We start from the raw sequence: 15,978 nt of genomic DNA, 5'->3' as shown, positions 1-15,978 counted from the left end.
TATTCTTGAAAAGGTCTACCCTTGACGAATTATCACTTGCCTTAAGTCCTCAAGAACGAACGGCGTTACTTGAAAAGATTAGGAAGAGCCTGAGTGTACATAATACCGATCGACAGGAAATTTATCATAGGATCCAAGAGGAAGGGCAAAAAAAAGATATAGTTGCCCAGGAAATTCGTAAAATGGGGTTTTGGGAACGTTTCATACTATGGATACGTAATATATTCTCCACAAAAACCCAGGAGGAGATAGCATCAGAGATTTTAGTGCGGCGAAGTCTTAGAAAATTACGATCAAGTTCTCATCCGGTGCTTGAAAGAGATACCGAGTTTTTAACGACGTTCTTTGCGGAAGAAGTATTTACTCTATATAAAAAACTCATTGTCCCAAACGAGGCTGTTCTCTTTTTCTGGGAGAAACCCGAAAATTTACGCAGAGCTGTGGAGTTTGTGATGGCTGGTAAGGTTCCGGAGGCAAAATCATCACTATTTCGATTTATTCAATTTGACCAGCTGGTGGAACTCTACGGTATTCATGAAAGCAGGACGGTTTTAAAAGAAAAGATTCTCAATGAGGTTAGTACCTATTTACAGACTATTCCTAACGAGGTGTTTTCTTTTATAGAGGAAGGGATACTCCCTCTGTATTTTATGAAGAAACTATCACAGTTTCCGTTTACATCCTTCTTTTCTCTTTTTCGGGTTGATTTGGACGACTACCAAGAACAGTCGGTTCCTGATTTTAAGCCTGTATCCCTCGCTCAAGCCCTCGAATACATCGAGCACTTAGCATATGCACTCTACAGTGCGAGTAAGACCCGTGAATGCGGGACTGTGCATTCCGAACTGTTATCATTCTATCTGGTTACCAATACAGAATTACTTCTCCAAGAGGAGGATGTTCCCGGGCATCCAGATGAGATTGCATCGGTACCCAAGGAGCAGCTAGAAGCATTAAATAGAGCCTTTACGCAGACGGCTGATCATATCGAGGGATTTTTAACAAGATATCGATGGCGGACTTGTTGCGGGTTGGGTACAATGATCCCTTCTATCGATTTATAGCCTATACCCCGCGTCTAAAGATTAAGGATTTTTACAAGAATGCCATCACATTACGGGTACTAGATGAACTTGACACCTCTTTCGCAGCCATTCGTAACGAATACTTGACCATATCTAAAAAGAAAATCTTTCGAAATGAACTGCGGCCCTTAATTAATTTAGAAAATGAACGGAGTTCCCCGCCGGTGGCAGGAATGACGCATTTTGCCGCAACTGATGCATTAACGACACTATATAATTTTATACTACAATGGTTTCTTCCCCAGCAGTGTGAGAGCCTTAGAATGGTAGCAAAAATTATCCCGCCGCGTATGCGGGATATAGAAAACAATCTGCTTTTCAAGTCTGCTTCACTAGAGGATGCAGCTGGAGAAATAGAACGATTTGATGAGGGATTCTCACCGGAGACCGAGGATGGGAAATCATATTTACGTCTCCAACGTGGCGCTCTGCAAGATATTACCCAGCAGCGGGCGTTCCGGAATCTAATGGCACAGCGTGAACGAAGTGCCGTAGAAATAATCCAGAGGTACCTGGATGATATTACCGTGTTACATGAAACCTTTGACGTAATCCTGGGTTCGAAGATGGAGGCTCTGCAAGAAGAATTACGAAGACCGGCTCCCCAGAATAGGATTGGATTTGATGCGCTGCAAATGAAATCAGTGAGCGGGGAAGGAGTGCTACCAAAGACATTGGGGGATTACCTGAAAGCCTTGAGAATCCAATACACCTCAATTATAAAAATAATAAAGCTAGAATTGCTGGTTCATCAAGAAGAGTCTGTAACGCATTCAGTACAAACCATAAAGGCAAAGGGATAGACCAAGATTAATACGTGGTGAGGTTAATCGCATGGGCTTGTGGATGAACCCGAATGGCCTCTGTAAGCCGTTTACAGGTAGTGTAGGGGGGTTCGATCATAATTCGATTTCCAGAAAGCAGATCTGCGATTCCGAGCTCCGAAGGAAAGCGTGGAATTATATGTTCGTGAATATGTTCTATCGAAGCGCCGGAAACCCTTCCATTATTGAATCCTATATTAAAACCTTGGGCATGGTATAGGTCCTCAATACAGTCCATCAGAACTGTCCGAATCTCACCGTGAATCGAAACTTCTTCTGCTGTCATTTCGCGAATATCTGTTATGTGCCGTTTCGGAAAAATTAAACTATGTCCTGCATTAAATGGGTAGAGATTGACTGCAACAACAAAAAGACGATGCTCGGCTACCACCAATCGTTCCACCTCATCGCTATGATTTATAATAGAGCATAAAATGCACCCGGGCGGCTTAGGTCCGTGGATATATGTAATCTTTTGGAAGTTGAAAAAAAAGTCACTCATCGCTTCCTGTATCCTGGATAATGGAGGTCAGAAGTGCTTGGAGATTTAGAGGGTCTCGTCCTGTGGTGCTCTGTAGAGAAAAATACTCAAGTAAGGTGGGGTATTCCTCCAGAACCCGTCCATATTCGCCCAATTGCCGGACGCGTTCGGATAATCTGTCTTGTTCGAACGTAGATTCTCGAGCCGCTTCAGCCTTGCCTTCAGCGGTTGCTTGGACAACAGCATTGTACGCATCCCGTGTTGTTTGGTAGAGGCTCGTATCGGGCAACGAAATTGATTTGAGAGACGTGCTTGTTACAGTAATTTCGTCAATTTGAGAGTTTAGAAATGAGGTAAGCCGTTCTTGGAGGGTATCAAGGGCATTTTCGCTTTGACCCTCGGAAAGAATAGAAGCGGCAGATGAGAGGAAGGTCGGTATGCTTGCCGATAAGGATTGATTAACTGTCAAGAAAAATTGCTCTGGGGACTCAGGATCAAATCGACCGTCCTGAATTAATGAAACCCACGCATCAGAATTAATCTGGTATTCTACGGATAAATCAACCTGAAACCTAAATGCCCCCGGTTCGTTTATAAATGTTGCATACACATCACCGCTAGGCAAATCTCCTGAAAAAGAGATGCTTTCGGTTTTCCGATAGGTAGGAACCCGGTACATAGTAACATTGGTTGGCAATAAGGCCTGCCATCGCCAATGGAAGTCACCTGGCTTCAGTAGCTCTGATTCCCATCCGTTGGTTTTTGAAAAGAGTATGAGTCCTTCGCCGGGGGAAAGCTTCAATTGAACCCATCCGAAGAAAAAAACAACGCCCCCGATAATTACCAATATAAGAAGGCTGATTATAAATTTCTTCATCTCTATTCCCCTTGACTGCAAACCTTGTAGAAATACTAAAAGATAGCATATATTGATTCAAGTATGAACACCAGAAGAACTTTATTCCTTATCCATGAGACGGTAATTGTCCGCATTTCTATAACCATTCTTTTGGGAACCCTTATTATCTTGAGCAGTTTTATTATGGGTAATTATCAACGCTTCATGGATTCTACCATGAAACTACTGCTATTTGCCTTGAGTATAGGTAACTCGGTGTTGTTCATACTTTTTATCTATGCCTTTGTCCTCTCGGTGATCGGAGGGTTCGTTGATTCCTTTAAACCACGTATCCGACGGTTACTAGGTCTCGGTATTGGAATAGTTGTATCCGGCTTTGTGGCAGTCATATCCTTAGGATTTCAAACTACGATTGAGGGGGTTTTTTAATGAGGGTTTTAAGTGTTCGTGGGGCTGTGAGGGTTGATGATGACACTCCAGAAAATGTTAAGTATTGGACTGTCGAAACAGTGCGAGAGTTATTAGAACATAATGGAATTGATTCCGAGAATATTATTAACATTATTTTCAGTCAAACCACGGATATCCGCTCCGAAAACCCAGCCCGTGCTCTTCGATCCTCAGGAGGGTTTGATCATGTTCCGTTGTTTTGTACTGCTGAGCCGGAATATCCAAATACCTTAAAAAAAATGATTCGAATACTCATGACTTTTCAAACCGATGCACAGATACGACCAAAACCTGTTTATAAAAACGGTGCTGAAAACTTAAGAAGTGATTTAGTGTTTCCATGAACCTGCAGAGTTTACCCCTCATCCGGTATGCTAATCAGAGGTTGTTCGAGTGTTTTGAATATCTTTCCCACGTTATTGAGCCCGGAATTAGCGGGAGGGACATTGAAGAGATAGTCAAATCTTTGCTTGAAAAAAAGGGGTTACAGCCAGGTTTATTGGGATACCGTGGGTTTCCAGCCGTCTGTAGTATTTCTGCTAATAATGTAGCCGTCCATGGTGTGCCGAATGATACCCCCTTCGAACGGTTAGACCTATGTACCATCGATATCGTGGGTTGTATGCATGGCCTATATGTTGATGGTGCATGGACGTATCTGGTACGGAAAAAGAACGAACCGCTTCACGATCAGCTCGCTGATGATGAACTTGCATTGAAGTTGCGGTTGTTATCCGTGGCCTGGAAAACTTCAATTTTGTCTGTTCGCACCGCAATTACGGGTAAAACAATATCCGATATCTCGTTAACCGCCGTAGACACCGCACGGTATTATAAATTTGATATCCTCCCAGGTTGTTATGGCCACGGGATAGGAGAAAATCTACATCAGCCCCCGCATATACCGTTTTCACCCAAGGATCCATTGTTCTCAGAGGCAAAGCTGCACCGTATCCCACAAAACAGCGTGCTAAATATAGAACCGGTTCTTATATCCAGGAGGCAAGGAAATCCTCATGAACTTACCGTTGGGGAGGATGGCTGGTCAATTTCCACAAGACCCTCAGCACTTTCCGCCCAATTTGAATTCTCTGTGTGGACGGGTGAGCAGGGGAATAAAAAAAATCCTGGTGAGCTAGTATCCTTGCCAGGGTATTCTGTTTTTAATGATACTCTCCTAAAGCATCCCCTGTTCTTCTAGAATAACTACTCACAGTCACGTATTGACACAGAATCCGCTCTTACGTTAGGCTTGCTAACCGTTAATGCCATCTTAGCTCAGCTGGCCAGAGCACGTGACTTGTAATCTCGGGGTCGTCGGTTCGAATCCGACAGATGGCTTGAACAAAAAAACGATGTGTGCTACAAATTGGACGCATCAAGGGGAGTTTCCCGAGCGGTCAAAGGGGGCAGACTGTAAATCTGTTGGCTCAGCCTTCGAAGGTTCGAATCCTTCACTCCCCATAAAGCCAGTGTTCCTTGGAGCACTGGCTTTTTTGTTACTAGGGGGAATAATGGATAAAACATTTTTCGACCATGGATTACGCTTTTCGTGTACTCGGTGTAATATGTGTTGTAGGCATGAGTCGGGATATGTGTTTCTCTCCGATAACGATATAGGTAAGCTCGCTGCTTTCTTTTCTATTTCACAAGATGAATTTAAAAAAAAATACACTCGCATGGTGGACCTAGGGGTGGCAAAACGGCGGACCCTCCTGGAGCAGGAGAACTTTGACTGTATATTTTGGTCGGAAGGTGGTTGTTCGGTTTATCCCGTTCGCCCACTCCAGTGTAAATCATACCCGTTTTGGAATTCTCATCTACATAGCCAGGAAGCATGGGATCAGGTTGAAAAAGAGTGTCCTGGTGTTAACATTGGAAAACACCACCCAGGAGATACAATAAAAAGGTGGATTGATCTTCGAAAAGCTGAACCGTTTACCGAAGAGTGAAAATATCAGTAAATCCGATTCTTCAGCCTTGTAGTACTTTGATGGGCAATCCCTCAGGAAAAGGCAGGTGGCATGATTAGGGCATCATTACCCGTTACTCCAAGACAATTGGTTGGTTTATTTATAGTAATGAAAAAGGAACAGAGCTTAGACCACGAGTTGGAGATCTTATACAAAACCATTGAACATCAGCTTTTCTCGGCATTACGAATATCGGATTTTGAGAATATCGAGCAGCTTTATTCTGAGGGATGTGAGTTTGAACATGTTTTTAAGGATGATGAACATCACCATGGGGGGGGACTTTGAAAAAGCACAGGATTAATACTCTTTTTTTTGCATTCGTATTTTCAGTATTGGGAAGTTCTCTATTTGCCGAATACAATCCACCCCTCGGTGGCGAGGATATTTTGCAATTTACGGCCACTCAACAGAGTGGTAATCCTGTAAACAATCGATTTGTCCATGATCGACGAGGTAATCCGAGTTCTTTTTCGGATTTTACTATTCCAATTTTGGATATTAGTTATGTCGGCTTTTTGGAAAATATAACCGACCAATATCAATTGTCCGGACACAGCGCAGTTATTAGCCTCGGTTTACCATTGAAGGTGGGATCCCTCGGAGTCACCTCAGAGTTACATAATATCGATTATGGAATTGCAAACACCGGGACGGTAGTCGGACTAGGAGCTTCCTGGGCACGTTCTTTCCCAGGCAGATTAACCCTGGGGGTTGGTCTGCGGACTTACGTAGGTGGAGTGTCGTCGATAACAGATATGGGGATCGGTGCTGATTTTGGAATCAGTAAAACCTATACCTCCCTGAGTGGAATACATGATCTGACATGGGCTTTTGCAATCCGGGGGATGGGGAAGGATTACCGTCCAGTGGCTGGACGTTCTGCCCTTGAGTCTTCCTTTACACCATCGTTTGGTATCCAAGCTACAGTAGTGAAAAACTCTTTCATTTCAATACGACCTTCTGTAGGTATTTCAGTCCCGGGATTCCAAAACTTTAGGGCTGAGATTGGAAGTGATTTTGGCTTTTTTAATATTGTTGATGTAAGTCTGAGCTTCTCTCTTGATGTCGCGCAGCTTACCATGGACTCCGTTGATGCCGCATCCCTATTACCACGGATTTCTTTTACCTTTAGGATTCCCACCGGAAACGATAAAAAACCATCATTAACCCCAGGCGTACTCACTACCATGAGTCTGGCTTCTTGGTATGATGGAATAGTAGGTATAGGAGCCGGGGTATCATTGCCGTTGAAGCGGGGTGATATCCAAGGTCCAGAAATTGAAAGTTCAATAAACTATATTGAGCTTTCCCCAAATAACGACGGAATACAAGACAGGCAGGAACTTGCTATTCAACTCACTGATCCATCAGGAATTTCAGAATATCGGTGGTCTGTTCTTGATGGAAATAGCCGCGAAGTATTTTCTGCGGGGGAAGCAAGCCTGATACCACAGATCAATTCTATTGGGGCTTTTCTCTCCCATTTGACCTCGAATCCAGACATGGTGGTTGGGGCTTTTTCCATTGTGGTTAACGGAAGGGGTCAAGATGGAACCGTATTGCCAGACGGACGATATTCTATCTACCTAGATGCCACCGACAAATATGGGAACTCCACGAACAAGGAGATTGCCGTCCTTTTTATCGATACCGAAAAGCCAGAAATTAGCATCGGATCATTAACTCAGGATGAGAAAATTTTTAGTCCCAATGGAGACGGAAATAAGGACTATCTACGAATTCCACAAACCGGTAGCAAAGAAGATTTATGGGTGATGGAGTTCCTTAATCAACAAGGGATTGTAGTTTATGAAATTGCAATGAACGATCAAAGACCTCAAGACTTAACCTGGGATGGTACAGATTCTACCGGTGAGATCCTCCCTGATGGTGTTTATTCCTATCGGATCCATGCAACGGATAGGGCTGGAAATCGAAACTCTGCTGTTCTGGATAATATCTTGCTTAATTCCTATATAAGTCCCGTTCGATTATCCATTTCCGACCAAGCTTTCAGTCCGAATGGAGATGGGTTTCGCGATTCTATTGAGTTCCGCCCAGAATTGACTAAGCTTGATGGAGTACAAGGTTGGTCAATTCGAGTCATGGATACGCGGGACACGACTGTACGTACCTATACAGGTCAGGGGATTCCACCACGTCAGATACTATTTGATGGCCGCGACAATACCGAGGCACTTCTTCCCGAGGGAAGTTACAAGGCAGAATTATCAGTAACCTATACTAGTGGAAATAAACCCCAGGCGATGAGTGGTATTTTTCAGGTTGATGTGACCCCGCCTCAAGGTTTGGTTAGTAAAGAATGGTCGATCTTTTCTCCAGATTCTGATGGGGAGCAGGATGAGATCCTATTCTATCAAGAAGTGTTTACCGAAGAGTCGAGATGGGTAGGTGAAATCATCGATGAGGGAAATCGAATAGTTAAACAGTACATTTGGGACCGTACGGTGCCATTCCAGCTAAGATGGGATGGTATTGATGGGGACACAAGGCTGGTTGAGGATGGGGATTACCGATATCGCCTCAGAGCTGAAGATGCAGCAGGGAATAGATTCACCTCTGATCCGGTTACCTTTACCAAGGATACAAGCGGCGCCGAGTATCTTATAACGCCAGAGTTTTCAGCCTTCAGTCCGAATGCCGATGGTGTGAAAGATGAAAATAGACTCTTCATTACTCAGAGATCTCGGTCTTCGGTTCAGAGTTATACTATAACGATTATGTCTGCAAATTCTGAAGGTTCTGTAAGGACCTATTCTGGAGAAAATTCTATACCAAACTCCGTTAGATGGGATGGTAAAACCGATCAAGGTCGGCCAGTTGCTGACGGCATCTATTACGCTCAACTCCAGGTTACGCATAATAACGGTTCTGTTGGCACTGCCAAGACCTCGGCTATAACTATTGATACCCGATTCCCGCAAATTACAATATCCACAGAAGATGATATTTTTTCGCCTGATGGCGATTCACGTAAAGACACATTCAGATTTATTCTTGATTCAAGCGAGGAACCGGAGTTCAGAGGAGAGATACAATCCATCGATGGATCTGTGGTAACCGAGTTCCGATGGACTGATGCCTTGGAGAGCTTTGAGTGGGATGGTCGGGATTCAACAGGAAATATCGTGGATGATGGCGATTACCGATTAGTAATCATGTCTGAGGATGCGGCAGGAAATAAAACCGTTAAGCAATCAGAGCCCTTTGCCCTTGATACTCGTAAGGCAGCCGTATTCATTACCTTAAACCAGGCAGGGCTTGCGCCGAATAATGATGGCTATTACGAAACGATTGAGTTCGGATTGTTCATGAATATTGTACAGGGACTTGAGAGATGGGCCTTCGAGGTGCAAGATGCGTCGATGAATACCGTCTTTCTGCGAGAAGGTGTCGAGGCATCGGACCAGTTCACCATTACCTGGGATGGCAGGAATTCTCATGGTAACATTATGGAAGGGGCCTATACTGCATTCTTTACCGCGGTCTATGAAAAGGGTGATAGTCCTGAAGCGAGAAGCCAAAGCTTTGTCGTGGATGTCTCTGGCCCAGAACAATCTGTGAGTCTGGAAAACACTCCTTTTTCACCCGATGGTGACGGTCTTAATGATGAATTGATAATTAACCTTCGTGCCGTTGATGAAAGTTCAATTCAGGCATGGCAGTTCAGTATTTTTGATAGAAACGGTAAACTATTTAACACCTTTGAATCTGAAGGTGATGTACCTCCCAATCTATATTGGGATGGGATTTCTGCAGAAGGTGAGAAGGTCCTAGCAGCCGAAGACTACACGTATACGTTTACCACCATCGACCGGTGGGGTAATGAGTCTCAAAGCCGCGGTGTTATCACTATTGATATCTTTGTGATTAGGGACGGCAATCAATTAAAGATACAAATTGCCAGTATCACCTTTTTGCCGAATAGTCCCGAGCTTGTTTTGAGTCAAGACACACCACAAGGTCTACGCAATGCTCTGATTTTGAACCGTCTCATAGAGTTGTTCGCTAAATATCCTTCCTACGGTATAAGAATTGAGGGTCATGCGGTCAATATCACCGGTACTCAACGGGAACAGGAGGAGGAGCTGATCCCGTTGTCCCGTGACCGTAGTATGTCTGTGAAACAAGCCCTAGTTGCACAGGGTATGAATCCTAATAGAATTGAGATTCTCGGTGTGGGTGGAAGTAAGCCAATTGTGCCGCATTCGGATGTAGACAACCGATGGAAAAACCGCCGGGTTGAGTTTATTCTAGAACGGTAGGAGTTTAGCGGTTACCATGCGGATTCCAAGTCACATCGTGCAAGAGATATTAGAAAGGGCTCGGATTGAGGAAATTGTTTCCGACTACGTTACTTTAACCCCAAAAGGAGGCCGTCTATGGGGCTTGAGTCCCTTTAAAAATGAAAAAACCCCCTCTTTTACCGTGACCCCGGAAAAAAATGCATACTACTGTTTTAGTACCCAAAAAGGCGGTGGGGTCGTGCAGTTCGTTATGGAGATGGAAGGCTTAACCTATCCAGAAGCACTGGAGTATCTAGCACAAAAACTTGGTATCGAATTGACCATGGAGGGCTCTGAGCAGAATGATGCTCAAAAAAAACGTCTATCTCTGCAACAACTAAATGCCCGTGTGGCTGGTATGTTTCATCATCTGCTTGTTAAGTCAAAGGATGGTGCTAAAGCGCTGGATTATATCTCTGGCCGAGGAATTGATATAGAAACGATTACAAGGTTTCAACTTGGGTACGCCCCCAGGGATCCGTTTTGGCTTAAGAAGTTTCTGGTTTCAAAGGGGTATTCAGAGGGGTTCCTCCAGGATTCGGGGTTATTTACCAGGAAAAATAGCAGCAGGAGTTTGTTTTCAAACAGGCTTATGTTTCCTATTTTGGATAATAGCGGCCGCGTGGTAGCTTTTGGAGGTAGAATTCTAGAGGGAGATGGTCCAAAGTACTTAAATTCTCCCGAGACGATTCTGTACCATAAATCTTCTACAATTTATGGCTTGTGGCAAGCTAAAGAGGAGATTCGAAAAAAAAAAGAAGCAATTGTATGTGAAGGATACATGGATGTCCTTGCGCTTTCCCAAGGGGGGCTTCATCATGCCGTTGCCCCTCTCGGTACCGCCTTCACTCCGGAGCAGGCTACATTATTGCATCGGTACGCTAAAGAGGTATTACTGCTTTTTGATGGTGACCAAGCCGGGATTAATGCTTCGCAAAAAGCATTGCAATTATTGGAAAGCAAAAATTTTACCATATCTGTGGGTCTGCTTTCTTCAGGAGAAGATCCTAGTGATATCCTTGAAAAAAGTGGTTCACAAGGTGTACAAAATATTGTATATTCAACATCAAATGCATTAGATTTTCTACTCAAACAAGCTGTTTCGAGGTTTCCTGTTTCAACCCCAGAGGGGAAAAGACAGGCTGTGGAACAGCTTTTTGATTATATTGAATCTATAAATTCTGCTGTTAAGAGAGAGGGAGTCTTTAAACAGATAGCAGAGTACTTTGAATTATCTGTTGAAAGTTTAAAAACTGATTTTAATCAGAGACTAGAAGTTTCAAAACCGGCACCTAGAGGAGTTAATAAAGCTACCCGTTTTGAGAAGAATGATTCTGATTTCATTGAAAAGGAGTCTGAGAGCAGTAAGAGGCAGATAGTACCATCCAAATTAACAGGGGATCTGTTTCTGATGATTGCAGTGGTACTCAATTTTCAGTATTTTCAGAAGGTTCGAAGAGAAGTACACCAAGAGGATTTAAGAGATCCATGGGCAATGGAGTTATATATCGTGCTGGAGGAAAGCTTTCGAGCTAATGAGTTAACACAAGAGAGTATTCTTGCAAGAATTGAGGATGAGGATTTGATCTCGTTCCTTTTGGAAAAGCAAGCCTTGGAAGAGTTTCTTGTGAATCCTGAAGCATTGATTCTTGATGGAATCCGACAGGTGAAAATTGATAAATTACTTCGGCAACGACGAGAAATTGAAATGCAGTTAAAAAAGGTGTTCATGTCTACCGATGAACAAAAAAAGCTGCATGAACTACTCACAGAGAAAATTTACATTGATCAAGCTTTGAATAAATTAAAGGTGACTATACATGATAGACCTGCAGAATAATCCTGCTGTAATAAAACTCATCGATTATGCGAAAAAAAAGAAAACTATTAGCTTTGAAGAGATGAATGATCTTCTGCCCGAGGAAATCGTTAACTCAGTATTAATCGAAGAGGTAATGGTAATTCTTGGTAATTACGATATCCGATTGGAAGATGAAATTGCTGCAGCGAGGTTGGGTCAAGAAGAGGAGAATGCTGCTGAGCAGGAGCCTGCTGAAGCACAAGCTCATGGTCAGGGGGAGGATAAAAAACCTCCTGTTGCCTCCGATAGTACGCCAGAGGATGAGTCTGGTAAACAAAAAAAAAGCAAGGTTATTTACGGTGATAAAGAGTCTGCGATTGATGATCCTATAAGGCTCTATTTGCGTGAGATTGGAAAAGAAAACTTGCTGACTGCTGATCAAGAAGTTGAGCTGTCAAAAAAAATGGAGGACGGTGAAAACATCATCAAACAGGTGATTAAAAAATCTGGGATGATGATACCCGAATTTTATAACCTTGCCACACGAGCCTTCTCGAAGAAAGATCCGCGGGAGATGAATTTAACCAAGAAAGAAATAAGTGAGTATCTTGCGGAGCGAAGAAGACTGTCCAGTTTTTACCGAGATCCACTGAGACCGATCCTTTCGGATCTTAAGACATATATAGAGCATAAGCGGAAGCTGGTATCGAAGGGTGTAGATGTTTTAGAAGATCCTGAATTGAGTGATAAACGTTCAGTACTGGTGCTTGATCTAGGTGCAATTGAGCTTCATCCAGATGAAATTACCCATTTTTCCGATAAATTCCTTAATGCAGCCAAGAAAATCCATATTTACAAGAGAGATATATCACGAACCGAGAAGCGGTTGAAGGTCTCAAGCCCTCGAGAGTTGAGAAGTCTCGGTCGAAGTCTCATTATTGCGGATGAAAGAGATCAAATTGAATCGGAACTCGGTTTAACTGCGGATGAAATTAAGGAGATGATCCGCGACATTCAGTTAACCGATAAAAAGCTCCGCAATTTGGAACTGGAGTTTGAGAATACCATTGAACAAATCTTGGAAATGTCGGACGAGATTGAGCATGGCAAAATTATGATGCAAAATGCCAAAGACCGTTTGATTAAAGCAAATCTACGGCTTGTGGTATCCATTGCAAAAAAATATACAAATCGTGGGTTACACTTCTTTGATCTTGTGCAAGAAGGAAATATAGGTTTAATTAAAGCAGTAGAAAAGTTTGAATACCGTAAGGGATATAAGTTTTCTACCTACGCCACTTGGTGGATTCGCCAAGCTATAACTCGTTCAATTTCGGATCAGGCACGGACCATCCGAGTTCCTGTCCATATGATTGAACAAATAAACAAGGTTGTACGAGAGTCACGGCAGTTAATGCAGGTATTGGGTAGGGAGCCTACTGATGAGGAGGTTGCGGAGCGTTTAGGTTGGACACCTGCACGGGTGAAGAGCGTTAAAAACGTTGCACGAGAACCGATTAGTCTAGAAACACCCATTGGAGAGGAAGAAGATAGCCTTTTAGGGGATTTTATAGAAGATAAGGATGTAGAGAATCCTGCGCATCAAACTGCCTTCACGCTTCTCCAGGAACAACTCCGGGAAGTGTTGGGTACATTGCCTGAGAGAGAACAAGAGGTTCTGAAAATGCGTTTTGGTCTTGAGGATGGATACAGTCTCACCTTAGAAGAGGTTGGACTGTATTTTAATGTTACAAGAGAGCGAATACGGCAAATCGAAGCGAAGGCATTACGCCGATTGCGTCATCCAAAACGTAGCCGTAGGTTGAAAGATTATTTAGATAATTAGTTATCGTTACTGGTACCAATAATAAGGAGCGGCATAGACATGATTACTGAGACCCTGGAAAAATTAAAGTCTTTACAAGATATTTTGGCTCAGAAATATTTAATAGAAAGTGAACTAAAAGAATTGCCTAGGTCATTGACCACCAAGTCAGAGCTGGTAAATCGCTTAAAAAAGAGTTTTATCGAAAAACATGAACGTCTTACAGCTGCGAAATCATATATTAATGATTTGCGTATTAAGATGCGTGATGCAGAGACTGAACGCGAGAATTATGAAGGAAAGATTGCAGAAATAAGTACTCAACGTGAATATGAAGCATTGGTTAAAGAGATACGGGATGCTGGGGAACGCGAACAAAACTATCGAAAAGAACTCCAAAGGGAAGAAAAGGCTTTTGAAGAACTAGAAAAAGCGATCGAGCGTGAAGAACTGTTGATAAAGGACCAGGAAAAAGAGCTCACCCTTGAACAAGAAAAAATACATCAAGAGACCCAGGACCGAGAGTCATTATTGACAGAGCTTGACAATCAAGAACAAGCTATAACCCCCGATATTGATGGGGAAATTGTATTTAAGTTCAAACGGATTATTAGGTCCAAGGAAGGAAAGGGCATCGTTCCTCTTCAAAAAGGTGTTTGTACTGGATGTAATATGATTCTTCCGTTGCAATTTGTGAATGATGTCCGGAGCGGCGAGCAAATACACTTTTGCCCCTACTGCTCGATGATTTTATTTTATCAAGAAGCCGGATCCGAAGATGCACTTGAGAATCTGGATCTGGAAGACACCGCTGATCTCTTTGACGAGTCCGAATTTGATGATGATTTCGCAGATGATATGGATGATTTTGACGATTCCATCGGTGACGATGAAGAAGATCTCGATGATTTAGACGAGGAAGAGGAAGACGACGACGATGATGAAGATGATGACCAGGACGACTCATCCGATGAGGAAGAGGTGTTGGACGATGATCTTGACGATGATTTAGATGACGGAGAGGATGATCTTTTGGATGAGGAGATAGAAGAGTAATTTAGAGGCTAGGTTGTCGCTTACATATTTTTACTATGTAAGAGGAAAGTCCGGGCTCCATAAAGTTGACACCGGTTAATGACCGGGAGGGATTTCCCTACAGAAAGTGCCACAGAAATTAGACCGCTGGATATCCAGTAAGGGTGAAAGGGTGGGGTAAGAGCCCACCGGCATTGGGGTAACCCAGTGTGCTGGTAAACCTTGTCAGGAGCAAGATCAAGCAGTCAGGAAGAGTTTTGTATTCAAAATGCCTGGCGGGTAGATTGCTATAGTTCATGGGTAACTATGAATTGAGATAGATGACAATCTGAAACAGAACCCGGCTTACTAGCCTTTTTTTAGAGATACCCAATGAAATCAATGCAGAGGAAATTTTCAAACAACGACAACAAGAACAGCAAGACCGGCGCAAGTCGGAGGTATACCTGGCTATTCATTATCCTCTGTGTTGTAATTTTAGTGAGTGGAACGGTTATTTTTATTCAGGTTAAACCGCTTGAGGGGCTTTCAATAAATTTTCGTATGGGGAATGAGCTACAGGAATTGTGGTCCGAAGAAGCATACAGCGAAATTGTTGAGAGAACCAATAGCATTCTTGATAAGCAGCCATTCAATGTAGAAGCATTACGGTTCGATGGCTTTGCACACTTCTATATCGGACAATCAGAAGTCAATTACGAAACCCAGTTATTCCATTACAATCAATCTATTCAATCTCTTCGAAGGCTCCTGAGTTTGGATTCTGTGTCATCAATCACTGGGCAGGTACACTATATATTGGGGAAAGCATATTATCATGCCGGATACTATTATTATGACCTTTCCCTTAAGTACTTTGAATTTGCAGAAAGTCTTGGCTACCACCAACCCGATAGTTTTGAGTATTTAGGGCTGACCAGTGCGGAACTTGGGCTTCCGAGAAAAGGGATTGAGTACCTTCTTGCTTCACACGAGGAAAATAATCGTGCTATTATACTGCTGTCAGTCGCCCGATTATATGATTCATTGGAGGATTTCGAAAAAACTGCATTCTATGCACGGAAAGCCATTGATGAATCATCGGAAAATTATGTTAAAGAACAGGGTTTTTTGCTCGCAGGTGAAGGATACCGAAAATTAAATAATTTAGAAGAGGCGGAGGTGATGTATCTTGAGCTGGAGGAGCTCAATCCTTCATCTGCGGACGCTAAATACTATTTAGGTGAGATTGCTGCTGCTGAAGGAAACACTGTGCTTGCCCGTGCGTTGTGGCGAGAAGCGTATGAACTAAATCCGAAGCATGCTGGTGCAATACTTCGTTTAAACTCTTAAAGG

Annotated in this window: 14 protein-coding genes, 2 tRNA genes and 1 other RNA gene; 15 read left to right on the top strand and 2 right to left on the bottom strand. The window is 43.0% G+C overall.

What is annotated here, in order from left to right; translation table 11 throughout:
• Window positions 1-5 precede the first annotated feature (5 nt).
• On the top strand, window positions 6-1,064 hold the full coding sequence (locus DC28_RS00165; protein ID WP_037544425.1) for a DUF5312 family protein: 1,059 nt from the start codon (window positions 6-8) through the stop codon (window positions 1,062-1,064).
• Window positions 1,013-1,888 (top strand): DUF5312 family protein, encoded by an 876-nt coding sequence (locus DC28_RS00160; RefSeq protein WP_037544423.1) that lies wholly within the window; start codon window positions 1,013-1,015, stop codon window positions 1,886-1,888. The genes DC28_RS00165 and DC28_RS00160 overlap by 52 nt, the downstream gene beginning before the upstream one ends.
• Window positions 1,889-1,895: 7 nt before the next feature.
• On the opposite strand, the gene DC28_RS00155 is transcribed toward DC28_RS00160, so the two are convergent.
• Both DC28_RS00155 and DC28_RS00150 read right to left on the bottom strand, forming a co-directional pair.
• Window positions 1,896-2,411, bottom strand: coding sequence for an HIT domain-containing protein (locus tag DC28_RS00155; protein WP_052078254.1), 516 nt, complete (start codon window positions 2,409-2,411; stop codon window positions 1,896-1,898).
• Entirely contained in the window at window positions 2,404-3,267 is an 864-nt protein-coding gene (locus tag DC28_RS00150; protein WP_037544421.1) for an SPFH domain-containing protein, read from the bottom strand. Before DC28_RS00150 ends, DC28_RS00155 begins: the two co-directional genes overlap by 8 nt.
• A gap of 63 nt (window positions 3,268-3,330) precedes the next feature.
• On the opposite strand from DC28_RS00150, the gene DC28_RS00145 reads away from it, so the two are divergent.
• The 13 genes from DC28_RS00145 (at window position 3,331) to DC28_RS00095 (ending at window position 15,975) form a co-directional block, all read left to right on the top strand.
• Window positions 3,331-3,678: a hypothetical protein gene (locus DC28_RS00145; protein WP_037544419.1), complete on the top strand. Its 348-nt coding sequence runs from the start codon at window positions 3,331-3,333 to the stop codon at window positions 3,676-3,678.
• On the top strand, window positions 3,678-4,043 hold the full coding sequence (aroH, locus tag DC28_RS00140) for a chorismate mutase (RefSeq protein ID WP_037544416.1): 366 nt from the start codon (window positions 3,678-3,680) through the stop codon (window positions 4,041-4,043). The genes DC28_RS00145 and aroH overlap by 1 nt, the downstream gene beginning before the upstream one ends.
• A complete protein-coding gene (locus DC28_RS00135) occupies window positions 4,040-4,900 on the top strand; it encodes a M24 family metallopeptidase (protein WP_037544415.1) in 861 nt (286 codons plus the stop codon). Before aroH ends, DC28_RS00135 begins: the two co-directional genes overlap by 4 nt.
• Before the next feature lie 66 nt (window positions 4,901-4,966).
• Window positions 4,967-5,040: transfer RNA gene (locus DC28_RS00130), tRNA-Thr, on the top strand.
• A gap of 41 nt (window positions 5,041-5,081) precedes the next feature.
• Window positions 5,082-5,163: transfer RNA gene (locus DC28_RS00125), tRNA-Tyr, on the top strand.
• A 50-nt stretch (window positions 5,164-5,213) separates the two neighbouring features.
• Window positions 5,214-5,651 (top strand): YkgJ family cysteine cluster protein, encoded by a 438-nt coding sequence (locus DC28_RS16890; protein WP_081941723.1) that lies wholly within the window; start codon window positions 5,214-5,216, stop codon window positions 5,649-5,651.
• 129 nt (window positions 5,652-5,780) lie between these two features.
• Complete coding sequence (locus DC28_RS00120) at window positions 5,781-5,960, top strand: hypothetical protein (RefSeq protein WP_037544413.1); 180 nt, start codon at window positions 5,781-5,783, stop codon at window positions 5,958-5,960.
• Complete coding sequence (locus DC28_RS00115; RefSeq protein ID WP_156104511.1) at window positions 5,957-9,961, top strand: FlgD immunoglobulin-like domain containing protein; 4,005 nt, start codon at window positions 5,957-5,959, stop codon at window positions 9,959-9,961. The genes DC28_RS00120 and DC28_RS00115 overlap by 4 nt, the downstream gene beginning before the upstream one ends.
• A gap of 16 nt (window positions 9,962-9,977) precedes the next feature.
• On the top strand, window positions 9,978-11,822 hold the full coding sequence (gene dnaG / locus DC28_RS00110) for a DNA primase (RefSeq protein WP_037544408.1): 1,845 nt from the start codon (window positions 9,978-9,980) through the stop codon (window positions 11,820-11,822).
• The gene (gene rpoD, locus DC28_RS00105) at window positions 11,803-13,629 is read left to right on the top strand and encodes an RNA polymerase sigma factor RpoD (protein WP_037544407.1); all 1,827 of its coding nucleotides are present in this window, start codon (window positions 11,803-11,805) and stop codon (window positions 13,627-13,629) included. The genes dnaG and rpoD overlap by 20 nt, the downstream gene beginning before the upstream one ends.
• Before the next feature lie 39 nt (window positions 13,630-13,668).
• On the top strand, window positions 13,669-14,664 hold the full coding sequence (locus DC28_RS00100; RefSeq protein WP_037544406.1) for a zinc ribbon domain-containing protein: 996 nt from the start codon (window positions 13,669-13,671) through the stop codon (window positions 14,662-14,664).
• Window positions 14,665-15,007, top strand: an RNA gene (gene rnpB / locus DC28_RS15010) — RNase P RNA component class A.
• An 8-nt stretch (window positions 15,008-15,015) separates the two neighbouring features.
• A complete protein-coding gene (locus DC28_RS00095) occupies window positions 15,016-15,975 on the top strand; it encodes a tetratricopeptide repeat protein (RefSeq protein WP_081941722.1) in 960 nt (319 codons plus the stop codon).
• Window positions 15,976-15,978: the final 3 nt, after the last annotated feature.

Source organism: Spirochaeta lutea (assembly GCF_000758165.1).
In the GTDB taxonomy this organism is placed as follows: domain Bacteria; phylum Spirochaetota; class Spirochaetia; order DSM-27196; family Salinispiraceae; genus Spirochaeta_D; species Spirochaeta_D lutea.
This window is presented reverse-complemented; position numbering and strand designations above follow the sequence as displayed.